Raw genomic sequence first — 25,764 nt, 5'->3', positions numbered from 1 at the left:
ATAATGAAACGTATTCTTCTTTATTCTCTGATCGTTCTTCTGCCGGGAAGTATGGTGTCGTGCAATAAATGGCTCGACCTAAAGCCGCAAGACGGCATCACCGGCGATGAGTTCTGGAAAACCAAAGAGCAGGTGGATGCTGCCGTAACGGGTATTTATGCCTCGATGCTCGGCAGTACTAACAATGACCGCGCGCTTCCCGAATACTTTTTCCTGTGGGGTGAAGCGCGGGCGGATATGGTGTCGCCGGGCTTCAGGGCCACGCAGGAGGAAATGGATATCGTGAACCTGAATATGTTGCCTACCAACTCTTTTACCAACTGGAGCTCTTTTTATCAAACGATCAATTATTGCAATACCGTGATCGAAAAAGCGCCGTCGGTACTGGAGTCCGATCCCACTTTTACACAGGATCACTTAAACAGGGCTACGGCCGAGGCACTGGCCTTGCGTGCGCTGATGTACTTCTATCTCGTGCGGAGCTTTGGTGATGTGCCGATGCAACTAAAGGCTGTGACCAGCGATAAGGGTATTGCCCAACTGGCCAAAACAAGCGGCAACACTATCCTGGAGCAACTGGTAACTGATCTTAAAAAGGCGGAACCGCTGGTGCCGCTGACTTTTGGCAATCTGAAGAATGACAAGGGCCGGGTGACGCGCTATGTAGTGAACGCCTTGCTGGCCGACATTTATTTATGGATGGATAAATATGCCGAGGCTGCGGCTGAATGTGACAAGATCATCAATTCGAGGAGCTTTGGTCTGGTGATTGGCTACAATATGTTTGACCAGGTATTTTACCAGGGTAATTCGAGTGAAAGCATTTTTGAGTTGCAATTCGATGCACAAAAGCTGAATCCTTTTTATCTTATTCACTTTCCTGCCGGCCGCCGCTGGGGTGCAGCTCCTCATCTTACTGAAGTGGTGTATGGCCTCGATCTCATGAATAGCATTCCTATTGTTGACTTCAGGGGGGATAATACTTCTTACCGTGGTACCGACTTTACCATCTGGAAGTACATTGGGGCCGACAATGAGGGTGATAATTTCAGAACGTTTGAACAGTCGTATGCACATTGGATATTCTACCGCTATGCAGATATCCTGCTGATGAAGGCGGAAGCCATCAACCAACAAAATAAGCCGCTGGAAGCTTCGCGCCTTGTAAAGGCTATCCGCACGCGTGCGCAGGCGCTCGAGATCGAACCCATGGACAGTACGAGCCAGGCATCTATGACGGGTTTTATATTACAGGAAAGGCAGCGTGAGTTTGCTTTTGAAGGCAAGCGCTGGTACGACATTTTGCGTAATGCCAAGCGTAATAACTACCAGAACTTATCGCTAATACTGGATGCCGCCGCCGTGAGTATACCGCCGGACCGGCAACAGGCTGCTTTCAATAAGCTGCGGGATAAGAACAGTCACTACTTCCCGATCTACTTCCAGGAACTGCGGACGAACAAACTACTTGAACAAAATCCTTTTTATAAATAATAAATGCACCTGTATATGAAAAAGAAAAACGCCTTGCTGGCCTTTTCGCTTCTCATCCTCCTGTTCTCAGGTGTTCTGATAGGGGGCTGTAAGAAACAGGCTTTGAAGCTATCTACAACTGAGGATGTAAATATTGTGGGGTACCTCGACAAGTATCCCGACTCTTTCTCCCTGTTCAAACAGATTCTTGACCGGACAGAGAATACTGCCTTTCTCAATGCGTATGGTTCTTATACTTGTTTTGCGCCTACCAATAGTGGTGTAACAAAATGGCTGAAGGTCATCAATGCCGCCAGTGTAGAAGCTGCCAACATCGATGTGCTGAAGGAGATGGTGAAGTTTCAGGTATTGAATGACACCGTTGCTACCGGCTCTTTTAAGGATGGTAAGCTACCCGTTCCAACCATGCAGGGGCAATTCCTCATTACCGGTGTATCTTTTGACGCCGGTGTTTCCAGCTATAGCGTAAACCGCCAGGCGCTGGTGTTGCAATCGAATATTAAAGTGGGCAATGGCCTGATCCACGTTACCAATAATGTACTCGTACCGGCTTCTCTTACTATCGCCAAGCAACTGGAGAACAATCCCAACTATTCCATTTTTGTACAGGCCATGAAGGAGACTGGTTACTTCAACCTGCTCAACACTGTTGACCCCGACACTACGAAGCGCTGGATGACCGTACTGGCAGAAAGCAACCAGGCATTGGCCGACAGCGGTATCAACAGTTATGCTGCACTGAAAACCCGCTACTCCAATACCGGCAACCCCACTGATGTAAAGGACAGCCTGCACATGTATATGGCGTACCACATTATGGGTGGGATCAAATTTCTGGGCGACATTATTACTTCTCCCACGCATGCTACGTTTGAGCCGCAGGAAGTGGTGAGTACGCAACTCATCAACCAGGATGTGCTGGTAAATGAAGATGTTTTTAATGGCGTACTGGAGAAGGGTGTGGTATTGAACAGGCCGACCAGTGACAACGCTTCCACCAATGGTGTGTGGCATGCAGCGCTGGGGCACTTTATGGTGAAGTATCGCAAACCAACTGCCGTATTCTGGGATGTATCTGCTTTTACCGAGATCATGAAGATGCCGGCCTTTTACCTGAAGCAAAATCAAAACTTCGTCAAGCAAAGTCAGACTGACCGCCCCATCAAGGATATCGACTGGCATTACAACAGTGCCAGCACTACACTGACTTATGAATGGAGCTCCAGCACTTCCAACTCAATCACGCGTTATGCGGTGAATTGCGATATCAACACGCTGCCTATGGGTGGCCCTGCCCGCGCCACCTGGGTGGAGTATACCACGCCAGTTGTGATCAAAGGACGATACAAGGTGTGGATCTGTTATCGTGCACGCAGACAATCTACCAACTCCGTATGTCAACAAAACATACGTGTCAACGGGGAACTGATGCAACGTCCGATGGCTTTCACTGAATTCAGGCCTACTACGGGCAGTGATGCAGAACTGGAAGCAATTGGCTGGAAACGGTATACTGAAAATACCGATGGTAACTATGGTGCGCGCCTCGTGGGCACCATTGATCTGAAAACAACGCAACGGCACGTTCTGCGGTTTGAAGGGATCAATGGAACGCAGAATACCAACCACCTCGATATGGTGCAGTTCATACCAGTGGATGAGAACCAGGTGTTGCCGCGTTTCAAACCTGATGGAACCAAGATCTATTTCTAAGCGAAACTCCTGTGCGGGTATGCTGCCGGGAATTATTTGTATTGACTTTCAAAAAGAGCCTGATGTTTATAAATACGAAGAAATTATTAAGCTGCATGGTCATAGCCGGTTTGCTGACTGCCGGCTGCCAGAAATGGGAAGATCATAATGCCATTACAGATGAAGGGGTAAGGAAGGACCTGCTGCAACAGATACAGGGGAATACGGAGCTGAGCAAATTTGCAGAGTTGCTTACCAAAACAGGTTATGATAAGGTGATCGCTTCTTCTAAAACGTTCACTGTGTTTGCGCCTACGAATGCAGCGCTGGCCACGCTGGACCCAGCTCTGGTGCAGGATACAGCGAGGCTGCGTTTGTTTGTGACCAACCATATCGCGAACCAGAGTTATTATACTACGGCAGCGACCTCGCTCATACGCCTGCCCATGCTGAATAACAAGTATAATAATCTGCTGGGTAAAAAACTGGGAGAGGCCAATATTACTACGGCGGATCAATATGCTAAAAACGGTGTGTTGCATGTTATCGACAAGATGGTGCCGGCATTGCCCAATGCCTGGGAGGTGCTTGAAGGCAAGCTTGTATCGGGGAAGCAGCAAGCATACATGCAATCCATATTCCGTAATGTATTCGATACTACCAATGCAGTTCAGATAGGCGTCAATCCCGATACCGGTGTCCCCATTTATCAGCCGGGCACGGATTCCGTGCGCACCAACCTGTTCTGGCGCAATGTGGTTGACCTGCGTGATGAAAGTAAGCAGTACACTTTTTTTATACTGGCCGATGGCGGCTGGGATGCTGAGGTGGACAAGTACAAGCCTTATTATGCAGCCGGCACTGCGGATAGCACCGCCGACTTAGCGAAGTGGGCAGTGGTAAAAGACCTGGCAGTAGAGGGCGTGTATGATCCTGCCACGATACCTGATACTATCCTTACTAAATTCAACGTGAAGGTGGGTGTTGCCAAAAGCGAGATCATCCTTACGGTGAAGACCAGCAACGGTATCGTATACTTCATGAACAAACTGGCCGTGCGGCCGCAGGATAAGCTGAAGCCTTATGTGATAGAGGCGGAGAATTACCAGACGTACAGTAATGACCGCCGGGGTAATACTTATTTCCGTGACCGCTACAATCCTGTTACCAACAAGGATTTCAGGGACGTGCTGGTGTATAATCATGGCGTAGCTGCTTTTAACCTCGGTTATCGCCTGCAGGGTGTGCCCACCATGAAGTACAAGGCTTACTGGGTGGCGCTGCACGATAATATCAACAGCATGACCACTACGTTCACGCAGAAGCTGGGTATCGGCTCCCCTACTGCTGCTGACCTTCCATATGTGACCGTGAACCTAAATAATTACAACGAGGTGTATTTAGGTGAGTTTACCATCGCTGCTTACCGACCTACGCTGACGGTGTATTTAACGGCAGCCAACAATACCACGGCTACCACCAATCCGATCGTGTGTGATTATATCAGACTGGAACCTGTTTTCAACTAACCCTATTTGTTGTTTTGAAACATACCAAACGATGCTTATAACAAGAAAATATATCAGGCGGGCAGTAGTGGTGAGTGCTTTTGTGCTGACGACCGCCAATCTCGTTGCGCAAGATGATTCGGCGGCAGTGGACACGAGCCTTATCAGGCTCGCGATGAAACCCGCTCCCAAAGGTGTACCGATATCTGGCACCATTACCGATGCGGCAGGCGGCAAGGGTGTTGCCGGTATACAAGTAACCGTGGATGATTTTTCGGCTGCCATTACCGACGACCAGGGACGTTTTACTTTGAATGTTCCTTCTTATAGTGCTACTTTAACGATCACCGGTGAAGGATATAATATCCGGCGGGTGGCTTTGAAAGGAAGGAAAAGTATATCGGTGGCGCTGCTCGATGAAGCTGCTGAATCATTTCACGAGGCTGTGATGACGCCGCTGGGCCTCACCAATCGTGAAGGGGTGACTGCCGCCATCGGTCAATACAACGTGAACTCCGGCTGGACTCAACCGGGTGAGCTGCCTGATGCCGTGTTGCAGGGGCGTATTGCCGGGCTCAATGTGATTCGCCGTTCCGGCACTCCGGGCGCAGGGGCCAATCTGTTCCTGCGCGGTTATAATTCTATCTATGGCACCAACAAGCCGTTGGTGGTGGTTGATAATATGTTGTTTGATGCGCATGAATATGGAGAGAGTATTATCGCGAACTCGTATGTAAATCCAATGGCACTGATCGATATCAAAGACATCGATAATATCACTGTGCTGAAAGACGCTTCGAGCATTTATGGCACTAAGGGGGCAAACGGAGCGATCATCATCACTACTGCACGGGCTAAAAATCAGGCTACCCGCATCGACTTTGCAGCTTATACGGGATTCAATATGGCTCCTGATAACCTGCCCGTCATGAATGCCGCAGATTATCGTATTTATCTTAGTGAGATACTGCAAAGTAAAGGGCTCAGCAGCACACAAATCGCCTCGCTTCCGTATATGAATGATGATACCAAGAATCCCAATTATGCCCGGTATCATTATAATACCGATTGGCAGAACAAGGTATTGAAGGGTAGTATGAACAACAACTATCTTCTGAAGGTAACGGGTGGTGATAATATTGCTACTTATGGGCTCAGCATGGGTTATATGGGTAACAAGGGTGTGGTGCGGGAAACGGACCTGACGCGCTACAGCACGCGGTTCAATGCAGAGTTCAACTTCACCAAACGGTTTACCGGTAATGCGAATCTTTCTTTTACCTACAATGAGCAAAATCTGAAGGATCAGGGTATTTCCGATAAAACAGCGCCGTTGTTCCTCTCGTGGGCAAAGGCGCCTTTTCTGCCTGCCAATGAAGTGAATGATGCAGGGATTGAATCGCCCAACCTGGCCGACACTGATCCGCTGGGCATCAGTAACCCTTCTGTGATCATTAAAGACATGCAGGCTTATAATAAGTATTATCGTTTCTTCGGTTCTTTTGGTTTCAAGTATGATATCAGTTCCAACTTAAGCGCCAGTACCTTGTTTGGCGTAGTGTATGACAAAGTGCGGGAGAATTTCTTTGTGCCGCGTAAGGGTGTGGCCAATGATTCGCTTTCCAATGCCGTTGGCGACAGCCGTATGGGCACGCAGGTGAAAAGGCTGTTCTCTATTTATACGGATTCAAGGCTGGAATACAAGCAGCGCTTCAACCGCCTGCACAGTGTTGTTGCACGGTTGGGAATGCGTTATCAGCATAATGATGCCGAGCAGGATTTCGCCGAGAGCTTCAACTCGGCAACGGATGATCTTGTATCTGTGCAAAACGGCTTAAGCGCACTGCGGCAGGTAGGCGGTGGTATTGGTGAATGGAACTGGCTGAACGTATACTTTGGCGCGGAATATGGATTCAATGACAAACTGTTCCTCACGCTCAATGCAGCGATGGATGGTTCTTCGCGCTTTGGCAAGCAGGCGCCCGATGGCATCGCCATCGCAGGCAGTAAATTCCCTATCCTTCCTTCTGTAGGCGCCGCGTGGCTGGTCTCTTCCGAAAACTTCATGGCCAACTCCCGCATCGATCTGCTGAAGTTGCGCGCTACTTACAGCATCACCGGCAATGATGATATTGGTAATTACAGTGCCCGGCAAACTTACAGGTCGCAAAACCTGCTGGGTGCGCAAGGGCTTGTGCGGAGTGGCATTGCCAACCCCGCGCTGCAATGGGAAAGCAATCATAAACTCAATGCAGGTGTAGACCTTGCTTTCTGGAATGAACGGGTGAGCCTGAGTGTGGATGCCTGGCAGTCGAAGACTACAAACATGCTGGTGTATGAATCGCTCGCCACGCCCACCGGCTTTAAGAGCATCCTCACCAACAATGGTGAAATGAAAAACACCGGTATCGAGGCTGCAGTGAATGTACGTATCGTCAACTCACGCACTATTACCTGGGATGCCGGTATCAATATCGGCACTTATAAGAATGAGATCGTGGCTGTGCCTGGTGGCAGCTTTACTACTGAATATGCAGGGGCTACGCTCTTAACTGCTGTAGGCCAACCGGCCAGTGTGTTCTATGGTTACACCACGCAAGGTGTTTTTGCTACTGATGGTGATGCGGCGGCGGCAGGTCTTACCAAGAAGAATGCTGATGGATCGTTCAGCACGTTCAAGGGTGGCGATGTACGGTTTACCGATAAGGACAATAACAAGGTGATCGACGGCAACGACCGCCAGGTGATCGGTGATCCCAATCCTGACTTTACCGGAGGGTTTCACCACCGGGTTCGTTACAAGCAATTTGAACTGCAGGCGCTGTTCACCTTCAGTCAGGGAAATGACGTCTTCAATTATGTTCGCTACCGGCTGGAATCATTGAGCGGCGTGGAAAATCAATTGCAAAGTGCTACCAACCGCTGGCGTTCGAATGGTCAGGTGACCACTATGCCAAAAGCCACGTGGGGTGACCCGATGGGCAACAGCCGTTTCAGTGATCGCTGGATCGAAGATGGCTCTTACTTCCGGCTACGCACATTGTCGCTGCAATACAATATTCCTTTAACACCAACAGGCTTTTTGAAGAGTGCGGCCGTGTACGCTTCTGCCACCAACGTATTCACACTTACTGAATACAAGGGTTATGATCCTGAGTTCAGCCTTACGCCCAGCGTGTATGGACAGGGGATCGATACAGGGCTTGATCCGTTGTACAGGACGGTGACACTTGGGGTGAGGATAGGTTTATAATGAGAGGTCAGAGGTAGGAAGTAAGAGGTAAGTGGAGAAAACCGTTGTTCTTCGATCCGTGCAATTCTTAATAATTCATGTTTTATTATTCGTGTTTCTAATTCGTGTATATATGAAGCAGTTTTCAATAAAAGTAATATTGCTGGCAGCTATCTTAACAGGCGTGTTGGGTGGTTGTAAAAAGGCATTCGATATCAATCCGGGCACAGAGCTGGATGCCAGCCAGATGTACCGCAACGTGTATGATGCGGATGCGGCGGTGATGGGCATTTATGGTAAGTTCATGGGTCTCTCCGATCGCTATATCATTTTAAATGAGCTGCGGGGCGACCTACTGGAATATACCAACAATGCTGATGAATATCTCCGGCAGATCAGTACGCACAATGTGAGTGCAGATAATCCGTATGCCAGTCCGCGCCCATTTTATGAACTGATCCTGAACTGCAATGATGTACTGAAGAACTTCCTGATCATGAAGAGCAAGAATACGCTCAAGGAAGCCGAGTTCAATCAACGTTATTCGGATGTTGCCTGTCTTCGTTCTTTCCTCTACCTGCAACTGGGCATTCATTATGGTGATGAGGTGCGTTATGTAACTGACGCGCTGGAAACGGTGGATGCTATCAAGGATCAAAGCCGTTTTCCCAAGATCAGGTTCGATGATCTGCTCGATAGTCTCATCCGTTTTACTGAGAGCATTCCTTTCAAAGATCAGTATCCCACCGGTTCACTGAATACCGGCCTCGATGGTGTTCCGCTCAATAACTTTTTCATCAACAAGAAATGTCTGTTGGGCGATCTCCACCTTTGGAAAGGTAACTATACGCAGGCGGCTACGTGGTACAGGCAGGTGATGGAATTTGCTACTACCGGCACTCCGGGTGAGAATTACTATTCGCAATACAAGATTGGCTGGGGCGGCAACTTCAATCATTATATAGCCTATGGCCGCGCAGGAGATGCCGCCACGCTTAATTACAGTGATGGCTGGCGTACTATTTTTGACCGCCCTTTCGATGCGGGCTACACGCGTGAGTGGGTGTGGGCGCTTGTTTATGACAGCCGCTTCAAGCCTGACAATCCATTGGTGAAATTATTTTCGCCCACCGGCGGCAGTTATCTCGTGAAGCCATCACAGTCTATCATGGAGAACTGGAACAATCAGCGGCAGCGCCCCGTGGCAATAGCAGGTTCCATCAATGGCATACCTTATGATGCACGTGCTATGTTCAGCGTAAACATGATGGGCGGGCAACCGGTGGTTATGAAATATCTGTATGGCTATATCAACTATGCTACCGGTATTCCTGTGAACCCGCTGGCCAAAAATGGTAAATGGTTCCTGTACCGGCAGACGCACCTGCATCTTCGCTTTGCAGAAGCCACTAACCGTGATCTGCGTCACCGGCTGGCTTACGGTTTCATCAACTCAGGTATCAAAGGTGCTTTCCCACCTCCTACCGGCGTAACCGATGTTACCAATTATCAAAACACTTTGCGCTATCCGGCGCCTTATAACTTTGATGGCCGGGAGGGTAATATTCCTTATTTCCGGAGTGACTGGTACCGGCACATCGGTATTCGGGCAAGGGCATTGGTGACAGAAGACACTGTAGCTATCGGAGCTGACAGTCTGCTGCATATCGAGAACAGCCTGATCAATGAGGGTGCGCTGGAGAATGCTTTTGAAGGAACGCGCTGGCCCGATCTGTTGCGCGTGGCCAGACGCCGCCAGGACCCGGCTTTCCTTGCGAATAAGATATACGACAAACTGCAAAAGGATGGCATACCTGGTGCAGATGCTGTGAAAATAAAATTGATGAATAAAGACAATTGGTATTTGCCGTTTAAACTGTAACCGGCGTGGGGGAAAAAGCGAGTGGCGAGTCAGGGTAATCCTGCTCGCCACTTGTCATTGTAGACTGGCTCCTATTAATCAACTGCCAACTACTTCCCGCTTTTCATCACTATACTAACGCTTCAGTCGCCAGAGGAAAGGCACTAACATGGGCACCCATTTTTTGTAGCGGCGATATTGTTCACCGAAATGGGCGATGAGGTCTCTTTCTTCAAATTGAATGGCGATCAATATGTATCCAGTGGTAAGCACCGCAAATAATAAGTGCGCAACTGTCATTACCGGGGTTGTCCAGAATGCTATCAGGAAACCGAAGTACAGGGGATGGCGCACCATTTTGTAGAACAGGGGTAACCTGAACGGTAATGGTTTGTAGGGTATTCCTTTAAAATAGAACCACACCTGGCGCAGGCCGAAGAGATCAAAATGATTGATCAGGAACGTGCTGGTAAATACGATCGACCAGCCGCTGAGGTAAGTGATGGACAAGATAGCTTTCAGGGCACTGTTGTCGACTTGCCATACAACGCCGCCCATTGGCTGCCATTGCCACATCAGCAGGATGAGGCAAATACTGGCCAGCAATACATAGGTGCTGCGTTCCAGGGATTGGGGGACATATTTCGTCCACCATTGTTTAAAGGCAGGACGGGCCATAATACTGTGTTGCAATGCAAACAGTAGTAAGAGGGAGGCATTGATAAATACCGCGCTCAGCAAAGAGGTTTGGGGAGTACTGTCAATAGATTTGGGCACAAACAGATTGCCCACAAAACCAATGGCATAGAGGATAGTGCCAAGGAATGCGAAATAGCAAAGAAGGCCATACAGCAAAAAAGATAGTTTTTTCATGTTATACTTGTTCAAAATGAGAAATTTGTACCGTGGATCTCAAGGATACGAATAGTGAAGTTTGCAGGGATACAAGAAAGGAATCCGGATCGTCAAGGAATAAAAGATCGTGTTCAGTCGTGTGGTGCAAGATTAGAACAAGTTGCCTCCGTGGAGAAGCGTACATTAGCAGAAGGGGCTTCCACCTGTGTAGTACGGTCGGTATTTTGAGAAAAGTGGTTATTGAATATCACCGGATAAGGTGAGACGGAAGGCTCAATATATAGCGACATTTACACAGGAAACGAGGCCATTTAATCAGGATATGTTCTAAAAACCCCGAAAAAGGTGGTATTTCACGTATCGATTTAGCCCAAGGCCTTTCATGAAAATATTGTCCTCCATCCCCGCCATGCTTCTGGCAGTTGTTTGCTGCTGGCTTCACTATGAGGCTAAGGCTCAATATAAATTCGACAAAGCGATTTACATCACTAAGGAACAGGGGCTACCGGGCAACCATGTGTATTTAGCCCAAAAGGGACCGGATGGTTTCGTGTGGGTCGGTACGCATGAAGGGCTTGGCCGGTTTGACGGGCAACAGTTTAAAGTATATCGCCAGGGCAATGACCCACGCTATTCTCTTTACGATAATATCATCAACACGATCTTACCTCTGGACAAGGAAATATGGGTAGGAACCAACATGGGCATCTCTGTTCTCGATATAGGCAGTGGTGAATTCAGGCATTATCAGCTGGGGGAAACGCGTAAGAACGATACCCTGGCCAAGGACCTGAACTTTGCCGTACACATCATGAAGCGGGATGCTTCCGGATTGATCTGGATAGGTACCCGCACTTATGGCGTATGGTCATATGACCCGAAGAAGGACGTGTTCAAGAAATATGAAGAAGCTCCGGGCTCGTACCCTCCGGTTGTGCCGCTGCTGGGTTCTCACTCTTCTGTATTGAGCGTGGAGTTTTGCAAGACAAACGACTCCATCGTGTGGGCGGGCACCGTGGCCGGCCTGCAGGAGATCAACAAATATACCGGTAAGGTGACCTGGCATGTTTTTCCGCAGAAGGATAAGGACTACCAGGTATCTATAAATGCTTTCCGGCGAATATTCCACCACAGTGACGGCCTGCTGTATGTAGGTGGCTGGTCGGCCGGTATGCATATTTATGATCCTGTAACGCAAACCATGAGCAAGTTGCCGGTGGGCAAGCGCTGGGAAAGGTTATTGCATACTCCGATTGCCAGTATATACCGTAAAAGTGATCATGAGCTTTGGATCACTGCGCTCGACGGGCTGGCCGTGTATGACACCCGGCTCAAGGATGTGACCTGGGCAAGGGAGAATTATATTCCTGATAACTTATTTTATGGTGTAAACTGCATCGACGATCATAACCGGATATGGTATGGCAATATCAATGGTCTGCAGTGTTACGACCCGGCTATGCAACAGTTCACCAGCCATTCTTTCGCATCTTTATACGGTCGCGAGTGGGGCTTTAACCGGTATATTGTCAGTGACCCAACCGGCAACAAGATCACCGTGTGTCCGATTCAGGCCAACGGCATGTATGTTTTCGACAGGCAGAACAACTCCTGGACAAAGCAATCTTTTGAAGGGCCTGCTCCGTATAAAAAATTAGAGGTGCGCGGATTGGTGCCTCTGCCTGATGGTCAGCTGGCTATTTCAGCGACAGAAGGTTTATTCACCTTTCAGCCTGCGACGCGGCGACTAACCGCCATGAAACCACCTCCTACTCAGTTTCACAGGTACTACGAGATGCTGCTTGATAAGCGGGGGCGCTTGTGGTTGGCGGCAGACCTGGATGGGCTTATCTGCTGGGATTACCGTACCGGGCAATCGCGCAATTACACTAAACAAATCTGGGCTTATGATACTTCGGTGCCTTCGGTAAGGGTGGCCAATATGTTTATCGACAGTCACGACAACGTATGGTTTAGCCGCTACGATGGATTGGGTGTTTACATTGCGGCTAAGGATACAATCGTGAATTTTATCTATTCGTTGAATAAGTCGGCAAGCCTGGCTTATGTAAACTCTTTTGCAGAAGACAAAGCCGGACGAATATGGATCTGCAATAATGAAGGATGGGTAGGTTATGCCCGGTTGGCTTCGCCGGAAAATGGCATTGTATCGAAGACCTGGCTGCCTGACAAAAAAATAGAAGAGAAAGTAGCTTCATTGGCTACTGACCGCGAAGGCAATGTATGGGGTCACACGCACAAACGGCTGGTCCGGTTCGACGCTACCAATACCAGTATCTCTACGTTCAACTTTCAGTATGGCTTACGGGAGCCCGACTTTTATCATTTCTCTTTTCTGCCTACCGGTGAGATGGTTTTTGGCGGTCGTAATGATATCGTACTGGCCAACCCGGCTACTTTCAAGCGTAATGAAGAGCTGCCGATACCTTATATCAACGAACTGCATGTATTGAACCAACCTATTCCTATTCCTGTGTTGTTTAATGACACTAAGATCAAGCTGTCTTATGACCGCAATTTCTTCACGGTAGGGTTTTCGGCACAGGCTTATACTTTATCCAACGAAGTAAAGTTTCGTTACCGGTTGCAGAACTTCGACGATTGGAAGGAAGTGTCGGGCAGGAATACCGCTAATTATACGAACGTGCCTCCGGGCAAATATATTTTCCAGCTGCAGGCTGCCAATAACGAAGGGGTGTGGAATACGAAAATATTGCAGTTATCGGTATACATAGGTACTCCCTGGTGGCAGACCTGGTGGTTTCGTATTGCGGCGCTCTTATTGACAACTGCTATCGTGTATTGGCTGTACCGGTATCGCATCAGGCAGGTGCGGAAGAAGGAGCAAATGAAGTCTCAATATGAGCGGAAGCTGGCTAACGTGGAGATGAGTGCGCTGCTGGCGCAGATGAACCCGCATTTCCTGTTCAACAGTCTCAACTCTATTGACAGTTATATTATCCGTAATGAATCGAAGAAGGCGTCTGAGTACCTGAACAGCTTTGCGCGGCTGATGCGGTTGATCCTGCAGAACTCGCGGTCGAATTATGTGACACTGAAGGATGAGATAGAAACGCTGGACCTGTACCTGCAGATGGAAGGTTTGCGCTTCAGGGACCAGTTTCAGTATGAAATAAAAGTGGATACCAAAACGGATGCCAGTGCTATCGTGATCCCGCCCATGCTCATGCAACCATATATCGAGAATGCCATCTGGCATGGGCTGATGCATAAGAATGACGGCACTTCACGGAAGGTAGAGTTGCTGATCGAAGAGCGGAACAATTTCCTGTTTTGTGTGATTCAGGATAATGGCGTGGGAAGAGCGAAGGCACAGGCGTTGCGATCGCACAAGCAGGCCGGCAAGCGGAAGTCGATGGGTATGCAGATCACACAGGACCGGATCGAGATCATCAACAAGTTGTATGATATCAATACTTGTGTGACGATCAAGGACCTTGTGGATGACGCTGGCAGTGCGACAGGGACGAGGGTGGAGTTAGTAATACCATTATAAAAAGTTTGTTATGATAAAAGCGGTGATCATCGATGATGAGCTTCACAGCATAGAGACGCTGAAGTGGAAGCTGGAAAATTATTGTCCCGAGGTATCGGTAGTGGCGTCTTTTGAAAAGCCCGCCGAAGGGGTTGCGTGGTTAAAGCAAAATGCCCCTGACTTGTTGTTCCTCGACATCGAGATGCCTATGCTTAATGGCTTTGATGTGCTGGAGGAGCTGGGCAAGGACATTCCTTTCGACATCATCTTTACCACTGCTTACGACAACTTCGGCATCCAGGCTGTCAAGTTCAGCGCGCTCGACTATCTGCTGAAGCCGGTGCAGAACAAAGAACTGAAGGAGGCTATTGAAAAACACCAGCGCAAAGTGCAGCGACGCATACCCGTAGAGCAGATGGATGCGCTGCTCACCAACATTCAAGCTGAACGAAAAGGCAAGATGGGCCGTATAGCACTGGCCTCCAAAGAGAGTATTGAATTCGTAGACCCGCAGGTGATCATTTGCTGCGAGGCCAACAGCAACTACACAACTGTATATCTTACTGATAACCGTAAGAAGGTGATCTCGCGCATCCTGAAGGATTTTGAGGACATGCTGGCGCCTTATCATTTCTTCCGGGCGCATAACTCTTATCTCGTGAACTTAAATCAGGTGCGTGAGTTTATACGTGGCGATGGTGGCTACCTGGTGATGGAGAACAAGATGAAAGTTCCTGTATCCAAGAATCGGCGGGAGGAGTTGATGAATTTGTTGATGTAAAGGTTAGTTGATAGGTTGACAGGTTGAATAGTTGATAAGGAAAACCTTCGGACCACGGCTCATGTTAATTGATTCTCGTAACCTATATGCAAGAAAACGGCACGATACGAACCAAAGACGGCTGCAACATTGGACTAAGGGTCTATAAACCAAAAAATGAGAGCAAAAAAGTAATTCTAATCGGACCTTCTGTGCTCACTACACAGGCTCTTTACCAAGAGTTGGCCATCTTTTTACAGTCACATGGGAACACGGTAATCACCTTCGATTACCGGGGTGTGGGCCTGTCTGCGCCTGTGAACCTCAAAGGGTTCAAAGCGAGGATGCACCAATGGGCCGTGCAGGATATCGATGCTGTGATTCGCTATGCACGCAATTTCTTTCCCGGACAGGAGCTCATCTTCATAGGTCATGGCGTGGGCGGTGAGCTCATCGGATTATCTCCCGCCAGCCAATATATCAACAGGATCGTATTGATCAACAGTGCCCTCACCTGTAAAAAACTCTATCCCTGGCATGACAGGCTGCGTATGGCTTTTCTGAAAACTGTTGTTCATATATCCAGTGCATTGGTAGGTTATTTTCCCGGCAAAAGCGCCGGCATATCTGACAATCTGCCCAAGGGTGTGATGTTTGAATGGATAGATTGGTGTAACAGCAACAATGGATTGTTTGATAAATTCCCTGAGAATAGTTACCGCAAACTACAAGTGCCTTTACTGGCTTTCAGTTTTTCGGACGACTGGCGCTCTCCGCGCCGGGCAGTACAGGAGTTGCTGAATTATTTCTCCTCTACACAGGTAACCTGGCACCACGTGAATCCTGCCGAGGTGGGTATGCAGAAGGTTGGCCACCTGGGACCTTTTAATGAGAGTAGTAAAAATGGGTTCTGGCAGCCGTTGTGTTTGTGGATAGGTTAGCTTACCTGCTCCTTGTTCACCGTATAACGTTGCAGGTCTATCAATTCGATGGGTGAGGATTGTTTATTCCAATAAGCATGGACGGCCATGGCGGCGCCTACGGCTGAAGCCTGGGCAATGGATGCTGCGTATACTTCTACCTGTGGATAGGCCATTGCCAGTAAGTTCATATAGATAGGATTGCGACCGAAGCCTCCATCTACAAATATCTTTTTCACTTCTTTGCTCATCACCAGGTTGGTAGAAGCTACCTGTTGCACCATCAGGTCCATGATCAACTGGTGGTAGGCTTCTTCGTAGGAAGTGAAGTCTGCCAGTGATCTTTTACCAAAGGCTGACTGCTGCAGCAACTTAGTGGGATCTTTCTCAACTGACAATGCCGAGGCAGCAGACAGCTTGCTGATCAACGCAGGGTTGAACTCTACTGTTTTATAATAGTCCGCAAATACGTTGAAATGTTCTGCCAGTTTTTTTGTCTGCTGTTCATGTTCATAGCCAGCAAAGAGCCGTGATGCTTTTACGGGCTTTGCCCTGAACTCCATATAGCAAAGGCAATCCTGCTTCAACTCTTCAGCTACCAGGCGTGATTGATTGAATGGATTGAGGGTGATGCACCACGTACCTGTGGATATCAATACGAACGGCTCTCTGAAATTGGACAGATAAGGAATCAGTGCAGCTGAACTATCGTGAAGTCCTACCCCACTCAATACAGGCTTGCCACCAATGGAGGCAGGCATCAACTGGTTGGAAGGGAATATCGGAGCCAGCTTCTCGATCACACCTTCGCGGAACAGCCATTCATGGTAATGGTTCTGTGAGAAATTCCACAGTCCCGTATGACAGCCAATGCTGGTGATATCGGAATACGTCTTCCCTGTGAGCAGGTAGCTCATGTATTGGGGAAGGTGCAATGAGTATTTGATCTTCTCGAATAGGATCGGGCGGCGGTGTTTCAACCAGTATAACTGTAATCCAGAATTGAGGTTGCCCAATGCCGGTGAAGCGGTATGAATAGAGAAGGTGATCTCTCCGCCATACTGCCGGTAAAAATTTTCCTGCAGATCAGCCGGGTAGGGTTTGAGGTAGTTGTATAATGGTGCTACCGGTTTACCTTCGGCATCGAGGTGAACAAAGCTGGCGCCGTAGGTGGAGAAGTTGACGGCTTTGAGCCTGAACTCGCGCATGGACATGATATCCTGTAAAGACTGCTTTACCCACTTGGTCAATGCCGCAATGTCTTCGCAGGGGTCACCGTCTTCGTCTTTCGTTTCGGTAAAGGGTGTGGAGCGTTCCAATACAATATTGTAGTCCTCATCGAAGATGAAGAACTTCTTGTTCGTTTTACCGATGTCGAAGATTGCTATGACAGGAATGGGGATCATAATCCGGTCGCTACTGTTTTCTGTCCACGCTCTTTGATGAGGCCGTCGCGTACTTTGGCGGAACGGTATAATGCCAGTGGTTGTAATGCTCCACCTGCCTGCAGGCGGGCTTCTGCTACCAGTGGGCGTACATCTGTACGATAGGCCTGTTGCAATATTTCCTGTGCGCGGGCCACGTCGTTGGCTTCCTGCGCCTGTTGTAATGCTTTTGTATCTACCAGCAACGCTTGCGCATAGGCAATCTTGATCGCTTCTACTGATTGCAGCAGGTCTTCCAGCGGATCTTTTACGTTGTGTGAGGCGTCGATCATCCAGCCGAGGTCGGTGGCATGGTTCATCGAGCGGGCATCCATACCTTCTACCAGCTCGTTGAAGATGAGGAACAACTGGTAAGGATTGATGCTGCCCACTGTGAGGTCATCGTCGCCGTATTTTGAATCGTTGAAGTGGAAGCCACCCAGCTTGCCTTCGTTCAGGAGGAGAGCTACAATCTGCTCGATGTTTGCATTGGGCAGGTGGTGCCCCAGATCGACGAGGGTATATGCTTTCGGTCCCAGCTTGGTAGCATAGAGTAATGACTGGCCCCAATCGCCTACTGTCATGGAATAGAAATTAGGTTCGAATGCTTTGTACTCTACAAACATCTTCCAATTGGCAGGGAGTGCTGCATAGATCTCCTGCAAACCTTCCAGCGTGCGCTGGAATGCTTTGCGGAAATTCAACTGACCGGGAAAGCAGGAACCATCCGACAACCATACGGTGATGGAATCGGAGCCCAGTTCGACACCGTGTTTGATGACGTCGATATTGTGGTCGATGGCTTGTTTGCGCACCGCTTTTTCTACGTGCTGCAAAGAGCCAAACTTATAGCTGTGCTTTTGATCTTTCTGATCCTGGAAGGTGTTGGAGTTTACTGCATCGAAACGAAGACCATGCTGAGCAGCCAGCGCTTTGATGGCCTGTGCATTCTCAGGAATGTCCCAGGGAATGTGCAGGGAGATGGCGCCGCCCGACTGGTTGAGCTTGTGCAGTAATCCCACATCTTCAATCTTTTCTTCGAGGCTACCGGGCTCGCCGCCGCCAGAGAAACGGCCAAAGCGCGTGCCACCAGTGCCCAAGGCCCAGCTGGGTATGGCTACCTGGAAATCTTTCAACTTCTGAATTAACGATTTAACATCTGGCACATCTGCCGCCACAAAATCATACTTGCGTTTATGTTGGGATGCGAGGTCGCTGTTATGGCTATCAATTTTATGCTGCTCGAACTGCATATTCAATCGTTTTATGGTAGGTAAAATACTTCTTTTAAGGGAATGCTGACCGGTGAATTATCGGGGTTGCTTTCCATGATGTCTTTCATATAGGCCCACCACTTTTGCATGACCGGTTGTGCCGGCAGGTTGTCCAGCGCCTTTGGGTCTTCTGCTTTGAGGACACCAAAGAGGCTGTTGGTGGTTTGGTCGAGGAAGATGGAATATTCGCTGATGCCGGTTTGCTTCAGCAATTGTTCCAACTCGGGCCAGAGGGCATCGTGGCGTTTGAGGTATTCTTCTTCGAAGCCTTTGTAGAGCGTCATTTTGAAAGCAACACGAGTCATAGTAACACTTTTTAAGCAAAGCCAGAGGCTTTGAAATACCCGTCACCAGCCAGAGGCTGGCGACTGTGGGAATACAGGCTCTTCATACCTCCTACTTCCTGCCTCTTATTTCTATCTCACAAATGCCATGGCTACGCCGCCGTCTACGTTGAGGACGTTGCCGGTAGATTTGCTCAACAGTCCGCCCACGAAAGCGAAGCAGGCGTTGGCGATATCTTCGGGCAAAATGATCTCATTGAGTAGCGTGCGCTTTGCATAAAAGGCTGGCAGCTCTTCTACTTTGATGCCGTATGCTTTGGCGCGGCCTTCGGCCCAGGCGCCTTCCCATATTTTACTATCGGAGATCACCGCGTCGGGGTTAACCACGTTCACGCGGATATTGTCTTTGCCTAACTCTGCTGCATTTAGGCGGCTCAGGTGCATCTGGGCTGCTTTCGCAGAACCGTAACCCGCATTGTTGGGACCGGATACCAGCGCGTTCTTGCTCACGATGTTGAGTATGTCACCACCCAGGGCTTGCTTGCGCATGATGTTGACACCAGCCTGTGTTACGAAGAACTGACCTTTGACCAATACATCATAGAGCAGGTCCCAATCTTTTTCGGTATGCTCTTCGATGGGTTTTGAAATAGAGAGACCGGCACAATTCACCACAATGTCGACACCACCAAAGGCCAATGCTGAAGCTGTGTATGCTTTTTCGATATCCTGCTCACTGGTTACGTCCAGTACAGATGTAGCGAAAATGTCTTTGCCGTATTTCTTCTGGAAGTCTTCTTTGGCTCCTTCGAGACGCTGGGCGTCATTGTCGTTGATGATGACGCAAGCGCCTTCGTCTGCAAACTTTTGTGCGATTGCTTTACCAATACCACCAGCGCTACCCGTTACCAGCGCAATCCTTCCGGACAATGCTTTTGGCTTCGGCATACGTTGGAGCTTGGCTTCTTCCAACAACCAGTATTCAATGTTGAATGCTTCCTGACGTGGCAGTGACGTGTAAGAAGAGATCGCTTCTGCTCCACGCATCACATTGATCGCGTTTGTATAAAACTCAGCCGCTACACGAGCAGTCTGCTTATCTTTTGCAAAGGTAAACATACCAACGCCGGGATAGAGGATGACCACAGGATTGGGATCGCGCATGGCCGGGCTGTTGGGGTGTTTGCAGGCGTTATAATAATCTGCATACATTTTACGGTATGCTTCGAAAGGTGCTGCGAGTTGTTCTTTAAGGGCTGACGCATTGGTGAGGTCTGCATCGGGCGCCAGCTCTACTACCAGCGGACTGATCTTGGTGCGCAGGAAGTGATCGGGGCAGCTGGTACCCAGCGGGGCCAGCCTGTCGAGGTCTTTAGAGTTGATGAACTGCAGTACGCGGTCGTCATCTGTAAAGTGTCCGATCATCTGCGTGTGGCTCGAACAAAAGCCACGGAGCACAGGAGCCAGCAGGGCGGCTTGTTTCAGCCTGTCTTCTTTCTTGAGGGATGATATTTTAGCACCACCGAAGATGGCGTCTTTCTTAGTTTTCGATTCAATGTACTCAGCACAACGCTCAATTACTTCGAGGGTGTTGATGTAGCTTTCGTAAGCTGTATCGCCCCAGGTAAAGAGTCCATGTGATCCTAACATAATGCCACGAATGCCGGGGTTTTCATCAAGGCACTTTTTGAGTTTAAGGCCCAGATCAAAACCAGGGCGCTGCCATTCTACCCAACCAATCGTGCCGTTGAATATTTCCTGCGTAATGCGTTTGCCATCTTTTGCAGCGGCAATCGCGATGGCTGCATCGGGATGCAGGTGATCGATGTGTTTGAATGGCAGGAAGCCATGCAACGGTGTATCGATAGAGGGTGCTTTGGAAGCAAGGTCGAATATGCAATGATTGAACAGTTCTACCATTTCATCTTCATGCTCTACGCCACGGTATACATTGGTAAGGCTGCGGAGCCTCTCTACATACAATGCTGCGAGGCCACTTTTTTTGAGGGTGCCGATATCTCCACCGGAGCCTTTGATCCACATCACTTCTGTTTCTTTGCCGGTGAGGGGGTCTTTGGCCGTTACTTTGCACGAGGTGTTGCCGCCGCCGTAGTTAGTAAGCCGGAGGTCGGCGCCGAGCAGGTTTGAACGATAGATCAACAAAGCCACTTCATCACCGGCCATGGAGGCCGCTGTAGCTTCATTCCACAGGTAACTGACATGCTTGAATGTTGATGTAGTAACAGACATTTTCTAATATTTAAATTCGATTAATTGCCGTTTGTTCTTGCTGTTTCTTTTTCTCCAATTCATGGAGGTGGTTGCCATATCCTACTACCAATACGGAGATGAGTATTACCACGATGCCCGTAATGATGGTATTCTTCGTTTTCCGGGTAACGCCTTTCCATTCGTTGAGTGCCAGGCCCCAGGCGTTGGCCACCAGGATGATAAAGGCCATGTGCAGTATCCAGGAGCTGGCGCCATTGCCGAGCTTGCTTTCGCCCATGCCATAGAAAAAGAACTGAAGGAACCAGGTGGTGCCCGCTATTGCCGCAAACAGGTAATTTTTGGCCAGCGGTGTTTTGCTATTCGTATAATCTTTAAATGTCTTGTTGCGGGCGTTGAGGATCATGCACCAGATAAAGTTGGTGGTGAGCCCTCCCCATAATAACACGACATAAACGACATTGTTTCGATAGAGGAACTCTCCTTCGCCGGGATGGGCAGTTTTCCAGGCTTCATTGGCCACATTGGCCATGGGTGAGCCGGCTTCAATGCCAAAGCTGAAGCAGGCGCTCAGCACACCGGAAATAATCGCCAACACCAATCCCAACCCGATCTTATATTCCTGGTTGGCAGCATCTTTATTCGTTCCAGCCAGGTCTTTGTCTTTCATAGAACCAGCCTTGCCGCAGATGATGATACCGATCACGCATATCAGCAGTCCCAGTAACACCATCTGTCCCCAGAGATTGGAAAACAAGTCGGTAATGGTATCCTTGCCCGCTGCGGGATAAACGTCATAATAAATGGATGGGATCAGTGCCCCGAAGACCGAGCACAAGCCCAGGATAATGGAGCTACCCAAGGCTACGCCCAGGTAACGCACACCCAGCCCATAGGTAAGTCCGCCAATACCCCACAGGACGCCCATTATCCAGGTCCATTTGAGTATTGAAAAATCGGTTGAGCTAATGATGCTGCCGAAATCGGGGATGGTGAGATATGCAGCTAATGGTGGAACAATCAACCAGGAGAAAAGGCCGCCAATGATCCAGTAGCTTTCCCAGGCCCAGCCTCTTACTTTTTTGAATGGTATATAGAAACTTCCTGATGCAAATCCTCCTATAAAATGAAATATAACGCCTAAGATAGAACCCATGAGATTATAGTTTTTTCAATATGGCCTGGCAAGTATAGTAAAATGTGATTAAAAGTAGACGGATTCGGTTAGTCGGCCATCATGTACTATCATGGTGGAAAAGGGCCTTTCTGCAATCGTTGCCGGAGATAATGCAGGGAGGTATGCTGCATTTTTTGTACGTTTGACTACTAATGAGTTAACGAATGCCGCTGTGATGAAAAAGCCGCCTATTTACCAACATCTGTACATCGATTATCATTCTGCTACCCCGAAGTACCTGCAACTGGCTAATTCGATTGTAAAGGCTATTGCTGACGGTAAGATAGCCAAGGATGAAATTCTCCCTTCGATCAACGAGCTCAGCTTTGAGTTCGAGATCTCCCGTGATACGGCTGAGAAGGGTTATAAGCATCTTAAAAAGATCGGGGTACTGGGTTCTGTTCCCGGTAAAGGCTTTTTCGTGAAGACTACCGAGGTGAACCACCAGCTGAAAGTGTTCCTGTTGTTCAACAAGCTGAGCCCGCACAAGAAGATCGTGTATGATGCTTTTGTGGCAGCACTGGGTGAGATGGCCAGCGTAGACTTTTACATCTATAACAACGACTTTGCCTTCTTCAAAAAGCTGCTGGAAAACAAGAAGGACGACTATACGCATTATGTGATCATCCCCCACTTTATGGAGGGTGGCGACAATGCGCATGAGATCATCAATATTATCGATAAGAATAAACTGATCCTGCTCGATAAGCTGGTAGCCGGTGTGAATGGTGAATACGGAGCTGTATATGAGAACTTTGAAAAGGACATTTATCATGCGCTGGAGCAGGCGTTACAACAGTTGAGCAAATACGATACGCTGAAGATCATCTTCCCAGAATATACTTACTTCCCGCAGGAAATTTTAAAGGGCTTCTACCGCTTCTGCAATCAATATGCATTCAACTACAAGGTGGTCCACAATATTGAAGACGAGCCTATACAGGAGGGTGAGGCTTACATCAACCTGATGGAGAATGACCTCGTTACGCTGATCGAGCGGATACTATCTACCAAGCTTAAGGTAGGCAAGCAGGTGGGTGTGATCTCTTACAATGAAACGCCACTAAAGAAGATCATCCTCAATGGTATTACTACTATTTCCAGCGACTTCCAGATGATGGGTGAGAAGGCTGCGCAACTGATTCTGGAGCGTAGTACGGAGCATGTGGCGATACCTTTCTATTTGACGCTGAGGGCGTCGTTGTAATTTATTCATTACTGTAATCTCTTTTGTCCTTCCGGCAGGGGACCAAGTCCCTCTTTTCCCCTACTCTTTTCACTTAAGTTATTGATAAGGAATGGCTTTATGAAGCTTTGAGGGTACCCTTTGCAGGGGTTCCGGGAGGGGGTATGTGGAGGAGCCAAGGTGGGGGCGGTATCAGGGGCAGGTATAGGGAAGGTGCGGGCTAAAGTCTCTATAAGGTCTCTATAAACTCTCTGTAATGTCTCTGAAAGGTCTCTGTAAGGGTGAAGTTTTTATAAATTTTACAGCACGCTTATTTTTTCTAAAAAATGGAGATTGGCATAGTGAAGAAAGTGGGTTGTATACATAAAAAAAGAGCCAACCCTTACGGGTTGACTCTTGTGACTGCTCCGTGCACTTATGAGAAAAAGTTGATTAAGGCTTTTTGGCCCACCACAGTGGCGTGCGTACGTTGTCGGCGCCACCGAGGGCTTGTACCGCCTGGTTATAACCTTTAGCATTCGTGTTTTTCAGCGAAGATGGGTAGGCCAATCTTTGCGGGAAGAACTTCACGTTGCTGGTCATATAGGTAGCGGCAGTGAGATCAGGCAGGTTGGGCAATGGGTTCTCGATGTTTGGATTCTCGAAGAACGGCAAACCAAGTCTGCGGTGGTCGCTCCAACCTTCTAATGGTAACCAAGGTACTTGTGCGATATATTTCTGGGTAATGACCTTAGCCAGCAGGTCATTCTTCACTGTACCACCTTTGTACAGGTTGTTGACAGGGTAAAGAATGTTTACTGTTCCCGGTGTATTGGTGTAACCATCTGCATAATTCATCGCGTAGCTGGCAGGTGGCTCGGCCACGTGGTTCCAGCTAACAGATGTTCCCAGTCTGTTGAAATCGGTAGATGCTTTATAGGTTGCAGCAAAGCTACTAACACCCCAGTAAGTAAAGCTGGCATCGATACCTGCTTCATAAGCATCTTTACCACTCATCGGTACTGTCCATCCTCTTACAGCAGCTTCTGCCATCAGGAAGTAGGTTTCCCAAGGAGCAAAGAAGATGCGTTTATTCACACTGTTCCTGAATTTCATCGCCAGGCGAGGTGCTGCACCTGTCCATCCACGCCATTGGTTGCGAGTACCTTTTACGCCCCAGTCGCCGGCATTAGCGCCGTTCCAGGCAAATGTTCCATCGAGTTCCTTAATGGGCGCGTTGGAAGCGTTCAACAGGTTGCGTTTGGTAGTTTGCCATGCATTCTGATCGTAAGAAGGATACTTGGCAAAATCAGGGTTATTAAAATCTCCGGCCAGTGCAAATGCTTTGTAAGCACGGGGATCGATCGTATTGGGTAATCCATCAAACCAAAATCCTGCATAGGGATCGTTGGTCATGGTAGAGAAGTGATCGGTCATTCTTAAACCTGCCCAGTTGGCCGGCTTGATCATCGACTGCATGTAAGCAGGTACCTGATCGGCCGATTTAACACCACCGAGGCCGGTGTAAATGTTTTCCAATGAAGTGGAAAGGATCTGAGCGTTCCATTCGCGGCTCATCACTCCACTCAATGCACTCCAACCTGCTGTCTCCTGTACCTGGAAAATATGATCTGTGCCGGTGATCAACGGACCGCTGGCAGCTGCTTCAAACTCTGCTTTTGCTTTGGCTGCGTCTACTTCGCTCATACGCATAGCCAGCCTGAGGCGCATAGAGTTGGCATATCTTCTCCATTTTTCCCAACTAAAGCCATAAGCCGGATCGGTATTTTTCAATGCATCGGGATTCACGATGGCCAGGTCGAGCTTGGCTTGTGCATCTTTCAATTCATCGATTACGAAATAATAAACGTCTTTCACGGAAGAGTAATCCGGATTCACGCCCTGGAAGCCGTTGATGGGAATAGGACCGAAGTTGTCGGCCATTTCGCTCATCAGGTAGGCGCGCCAGATGCGGGCTACCTGCTTGAGGTTGCCAGTATATGCTTTTACATTATTGGCAGCGATCTTTTCATCAGCGATCTGGATGGCTGTGTTGGCATGGTTGAGCCACTCGGAGAGGTAACGGAAATAGTCCGTGCTCCAGCCATCATCTGGCGCACCGGAAGACAGGCCGCCGCTGAGGTGCTGACGACCGGCGGTCTTCCAATATAATACGAACACACGTTCTGCAATGTGGGGGTCCATCTGGGCGCCGGTAATGGAATTATTGATAAAATATTCCACCTGTACCTGGTCGGCATTGGCGCTCTTGGGATCAATATTAGTTTCTTCAAACTTGCTACAGGATGCCAACGAAACGATGGCAGACAGAAGCAGTGCTGATTTTATTTTAAGCTGTTTCATTGTACTAC

General features: G+C 48.6%; 16 protein-coding genes. 9 read left to right on the top strand and 7 right to left on the bottom strand.

Features of this window, described 5'->3' with window-relative positions:
* Window positions 1-3 precede the first annotated feature (3 nt).
* The 5 genes from AC5JBY_RS02145 to AC5JBY_RS02125 all read left to right on the top strand — a co-directional run bounded on the left by AC5JBY_RS02145 (window position 4) and on the right by AC5JBY_RS02125 (window position 9,808).
* Window positions 4-1,494 carry a RagB/SusD family nutrient uptake outer membrane protein gene (locus AC5JBY_RS02145; protein ID WP_495902894.1) on the top strand — a complete coding sequence of 497 codons (1,491 nt, stop codon included), beginning with the start codon at window positions 4-6 and terminating at the stop codon, window positions 1,492-1,494.
* A gap of 15 nt (window positions 1,495-1,509) precedes the next feature.
* Window positions 1,510-3,207 carry a fasciclin domain-containing protein gene (locus tag AC5JBY_RS02140; RefSeq protein WP_495902893.1) on the top strand — a complete coding sequence of 566 codons (1,698 nt, stop codon included), beginning with the start codon at window positions 1,510-1,512 and terminating at the stop codon, window positions 3,205-3,207.
* A gap of 62 nt (window positions 3,208-3,269) precedes the next feature.
* Window positions 3,270-4,715 (top strand): fasciclin domain-containing protein, encoded by a 1,446-nt coding sequence (locus AC5JBY_RS02135; RefSeq protein ID WP_495902892.1) that lies wholly within the window; start codon window positions 3,270-3,272, stop codon window positions 4,713-4,715.
* A 31-nt stretch (window positions 4,716-4,746) separates the two neighbouring features.
* Window positions 4,747-7,947 carry a SusC/RagA family TonB-linked outer membrane protein gene (locus AC5JBY_RS02130; protein WP_495902891.1) on the top strand — a complete coding sequence of 1,067 codons (3,201 nt, stop codon included), beginning with the start codon at window positions 4,747-4,749 and terminating at the stop codon, window positions 7,945-7,947.
* A 112-nt stretch (window positions 7,948-8,059) separates the two neighbouring features.
* On the top strand, window positions 8,060-9,808 hold the full coding sequence (locus tag AC5JBY_RS02125; RefSeq protein ID WP_495902890.1) for a RagB/SusD family nutrient uptake outer membrane protein: 1,749 nt from the start codon (window positions 8,060-8,062) through the stop codon (window positions 9,806-9,808).
* Between the two features lie 114 nt (window positions 9,809-9,922).
* Here the strand turns inward: AC5JBY_RS02125 and mddA are convergent, their stop codons facing one another.
* Window positions 9,923-10,660, bottom strand: coding sequence for a methanethiol S-methyltransferase (gene mddA, locus AC5JBY_RS02120; protein ID WP_495902889.1), 738 nt, complete (start codon window positions 10,658-10,660; stop codon window positions 9,923-9,925).
* Window positions 10,661-11,024: 364 nt separating this feature from the next.
* Here mddA and AC5JBY_RS02115 point away from each other — a divergent pair, with 364 nt between their 5' ends.
* The 3 genes from AC5JBY_RS02115 to AC5JBY_RS02105 all read left to right on the top strand — a co-directional run bounded on the left by AC5JBY_RS02115 (window position 11,025) and on the right by AC5JBY_RS02105 (window position 15,860).
* On the top strand, window positions 11,025-14,180 hold the full coding sequence (locus AC5JBY_RS02115) for a histidine kinase (protein ID WP_495902888.1): 3,156 nt from the start codon (window positions 11,025-11,027) through the stop codon (window positions 14,178-14,180).
* A gap of 10 nt (window positions 14,181-14,190) precedes the next feature.
* Window positions 14,191-14,940, top strand: a complete 750-nt coding sequence (locus AC5JBY_RS02110) for a LytR/AlgR family response regulator transcription factor (RefSeq protein WP_495902887.1) — start codon at window positions 14,191-14,193, stop codon at window positions 14,938-14,940.
* Between the two features lie 86 nt (window positions 14,941-15,026).
* On the top strand, window positions 15,027-15,860 hold the full coding sequence (locus tag AC5JBY_RS02105; RefSeq protein ID WP_495902886.1) for an alpha/beta hydrolase family protein: 834 nt from the start codon (window positions 15,027-15,029) through the stop codon (window positions 15,858-15,860).
* Here AC5JBY_RS02105 and AC5JBY_RS02100 read toward each other — a convergent pair.
* The 5 genes from AC5JBY_RS02100 to rhaT form a co-directional block, all read right to left on the bottom strand.
* Window positions 15,857-17,245 carry an FGGY-family carbohydrate kinase gene (locus AC5JBY_RS02100; protein WP_495902885.1) on the bottom strand — a complete coding sequence of 463 codons (1,389 nt, stop codon included), beginning with the start codon at window positions 17,243-17,245 and terminating at the stop codon, window positions 15,857-15,859. The two genes, AC5JBY_RS02105 and AC5JBY_RS02100, sit on opposite strands and share 4 nt — an antisense overlap.
* On the bottom strand, window positions 17,242-18,516 hold the full coding sequence (locus AC5JBY_RS02095; RefSeq protein WP_495902884.1) for a sugar isomerase: 1,275 nt from the start codon (window positions 18,514-18,516) through the stop codon (window positions 17,242-17,244). The genes AC5JBY_RS02100 and AC5JBY_RS02095 overlap by 4 nt, the downstream gene beginning before the upstream one ends.
* 11 nt (window positions 18,517-18,527) lie before the next feature.
* Window positions 18,528-18,842, bottom strand: a complete 315-nt coding sequence (gene rhaM, locus AC5JBY_RS02090) for an L-rhamnose mutarotase (RefSeq protein ID WP_495902883.1) — start codon at window positions 18,840-18,842, stop codon at window positions 18,528-18,530.
* Between the two features lie 111 nt (window positions 18,843-18,953).
* The gene (locus tag AC5JBY_RS02085; protein WP_495902882.1) at window positions 18,954-21,071 is read right to left on the bottom strand and encodes a bifunctional aldolase/short-chain dehydrogenase; all 2,118 of its coding nucleotides are present in this window, start codon (window positions 21,069-21,071) and stop codon (window positions 18,954-18,956) included.
* Window positions 21,072-21,081: 10 nt separating this feature from the next.
* Window positions 21,082-22,206 (bottom strand): L-rhamnose/proton symporter RhaT, encoded by a 1,125-nt coding sequence (gene rhaT, locus AC5JBY_RS02080; RefSeq protein ID WP_495902881.1) that lies wholly within the window; start codon window positions 22,204-22,206, stop codon window positions 21,082-21,084.
* Between the two features lie 91 nt (window positions 22,207-22,297).
* Between rhaT and AC5JBY_RS02075 the strand changes: the two genes are divergently transcribed.
* Window positions 22,298-23,434: a GntR family transcriptional regulator gene (locus AC5JBY_RS02075; protein ID WP_495902880.1), complete on the top strand. Its 1,137-nt coding sequence runs from the start codon at window positions 22,298-22,300 to the stop codon at window positions 23,432-23,434.
* Between the two features lie 411 nt (window positions 23,435-23,845).
* On the opposite strand, the gene AC5JBY_RS02070 is transcribed toward AC5JBY_RS02075, so the two are convergent.
* The gene (locus AC5JBY_RS02070) at window positions 23,846-25,756 is read right to left on the bottom strand and encodes a SusD/RagB family nutrient-binding outer membrane lipoprotein (RefSeq protein WP_495902879.1); all 1,911 of its coding nucleotides are present in this window, start codon (window positions 25,754-25,756) and stop codon (window positions 23,846-23,848) included.
* Between the last annotated feature and the right edge of the window lie 8 nt (window positions 25,757-25,764).

Source organism: Paraflavitalea sp., from assembly GCF_059502485.1.
The sequence above is the reverse complement of the archived record's forward strand: the minus strand, read 5'-3'. Positions and strand labels throughout refer to the sequence as shown.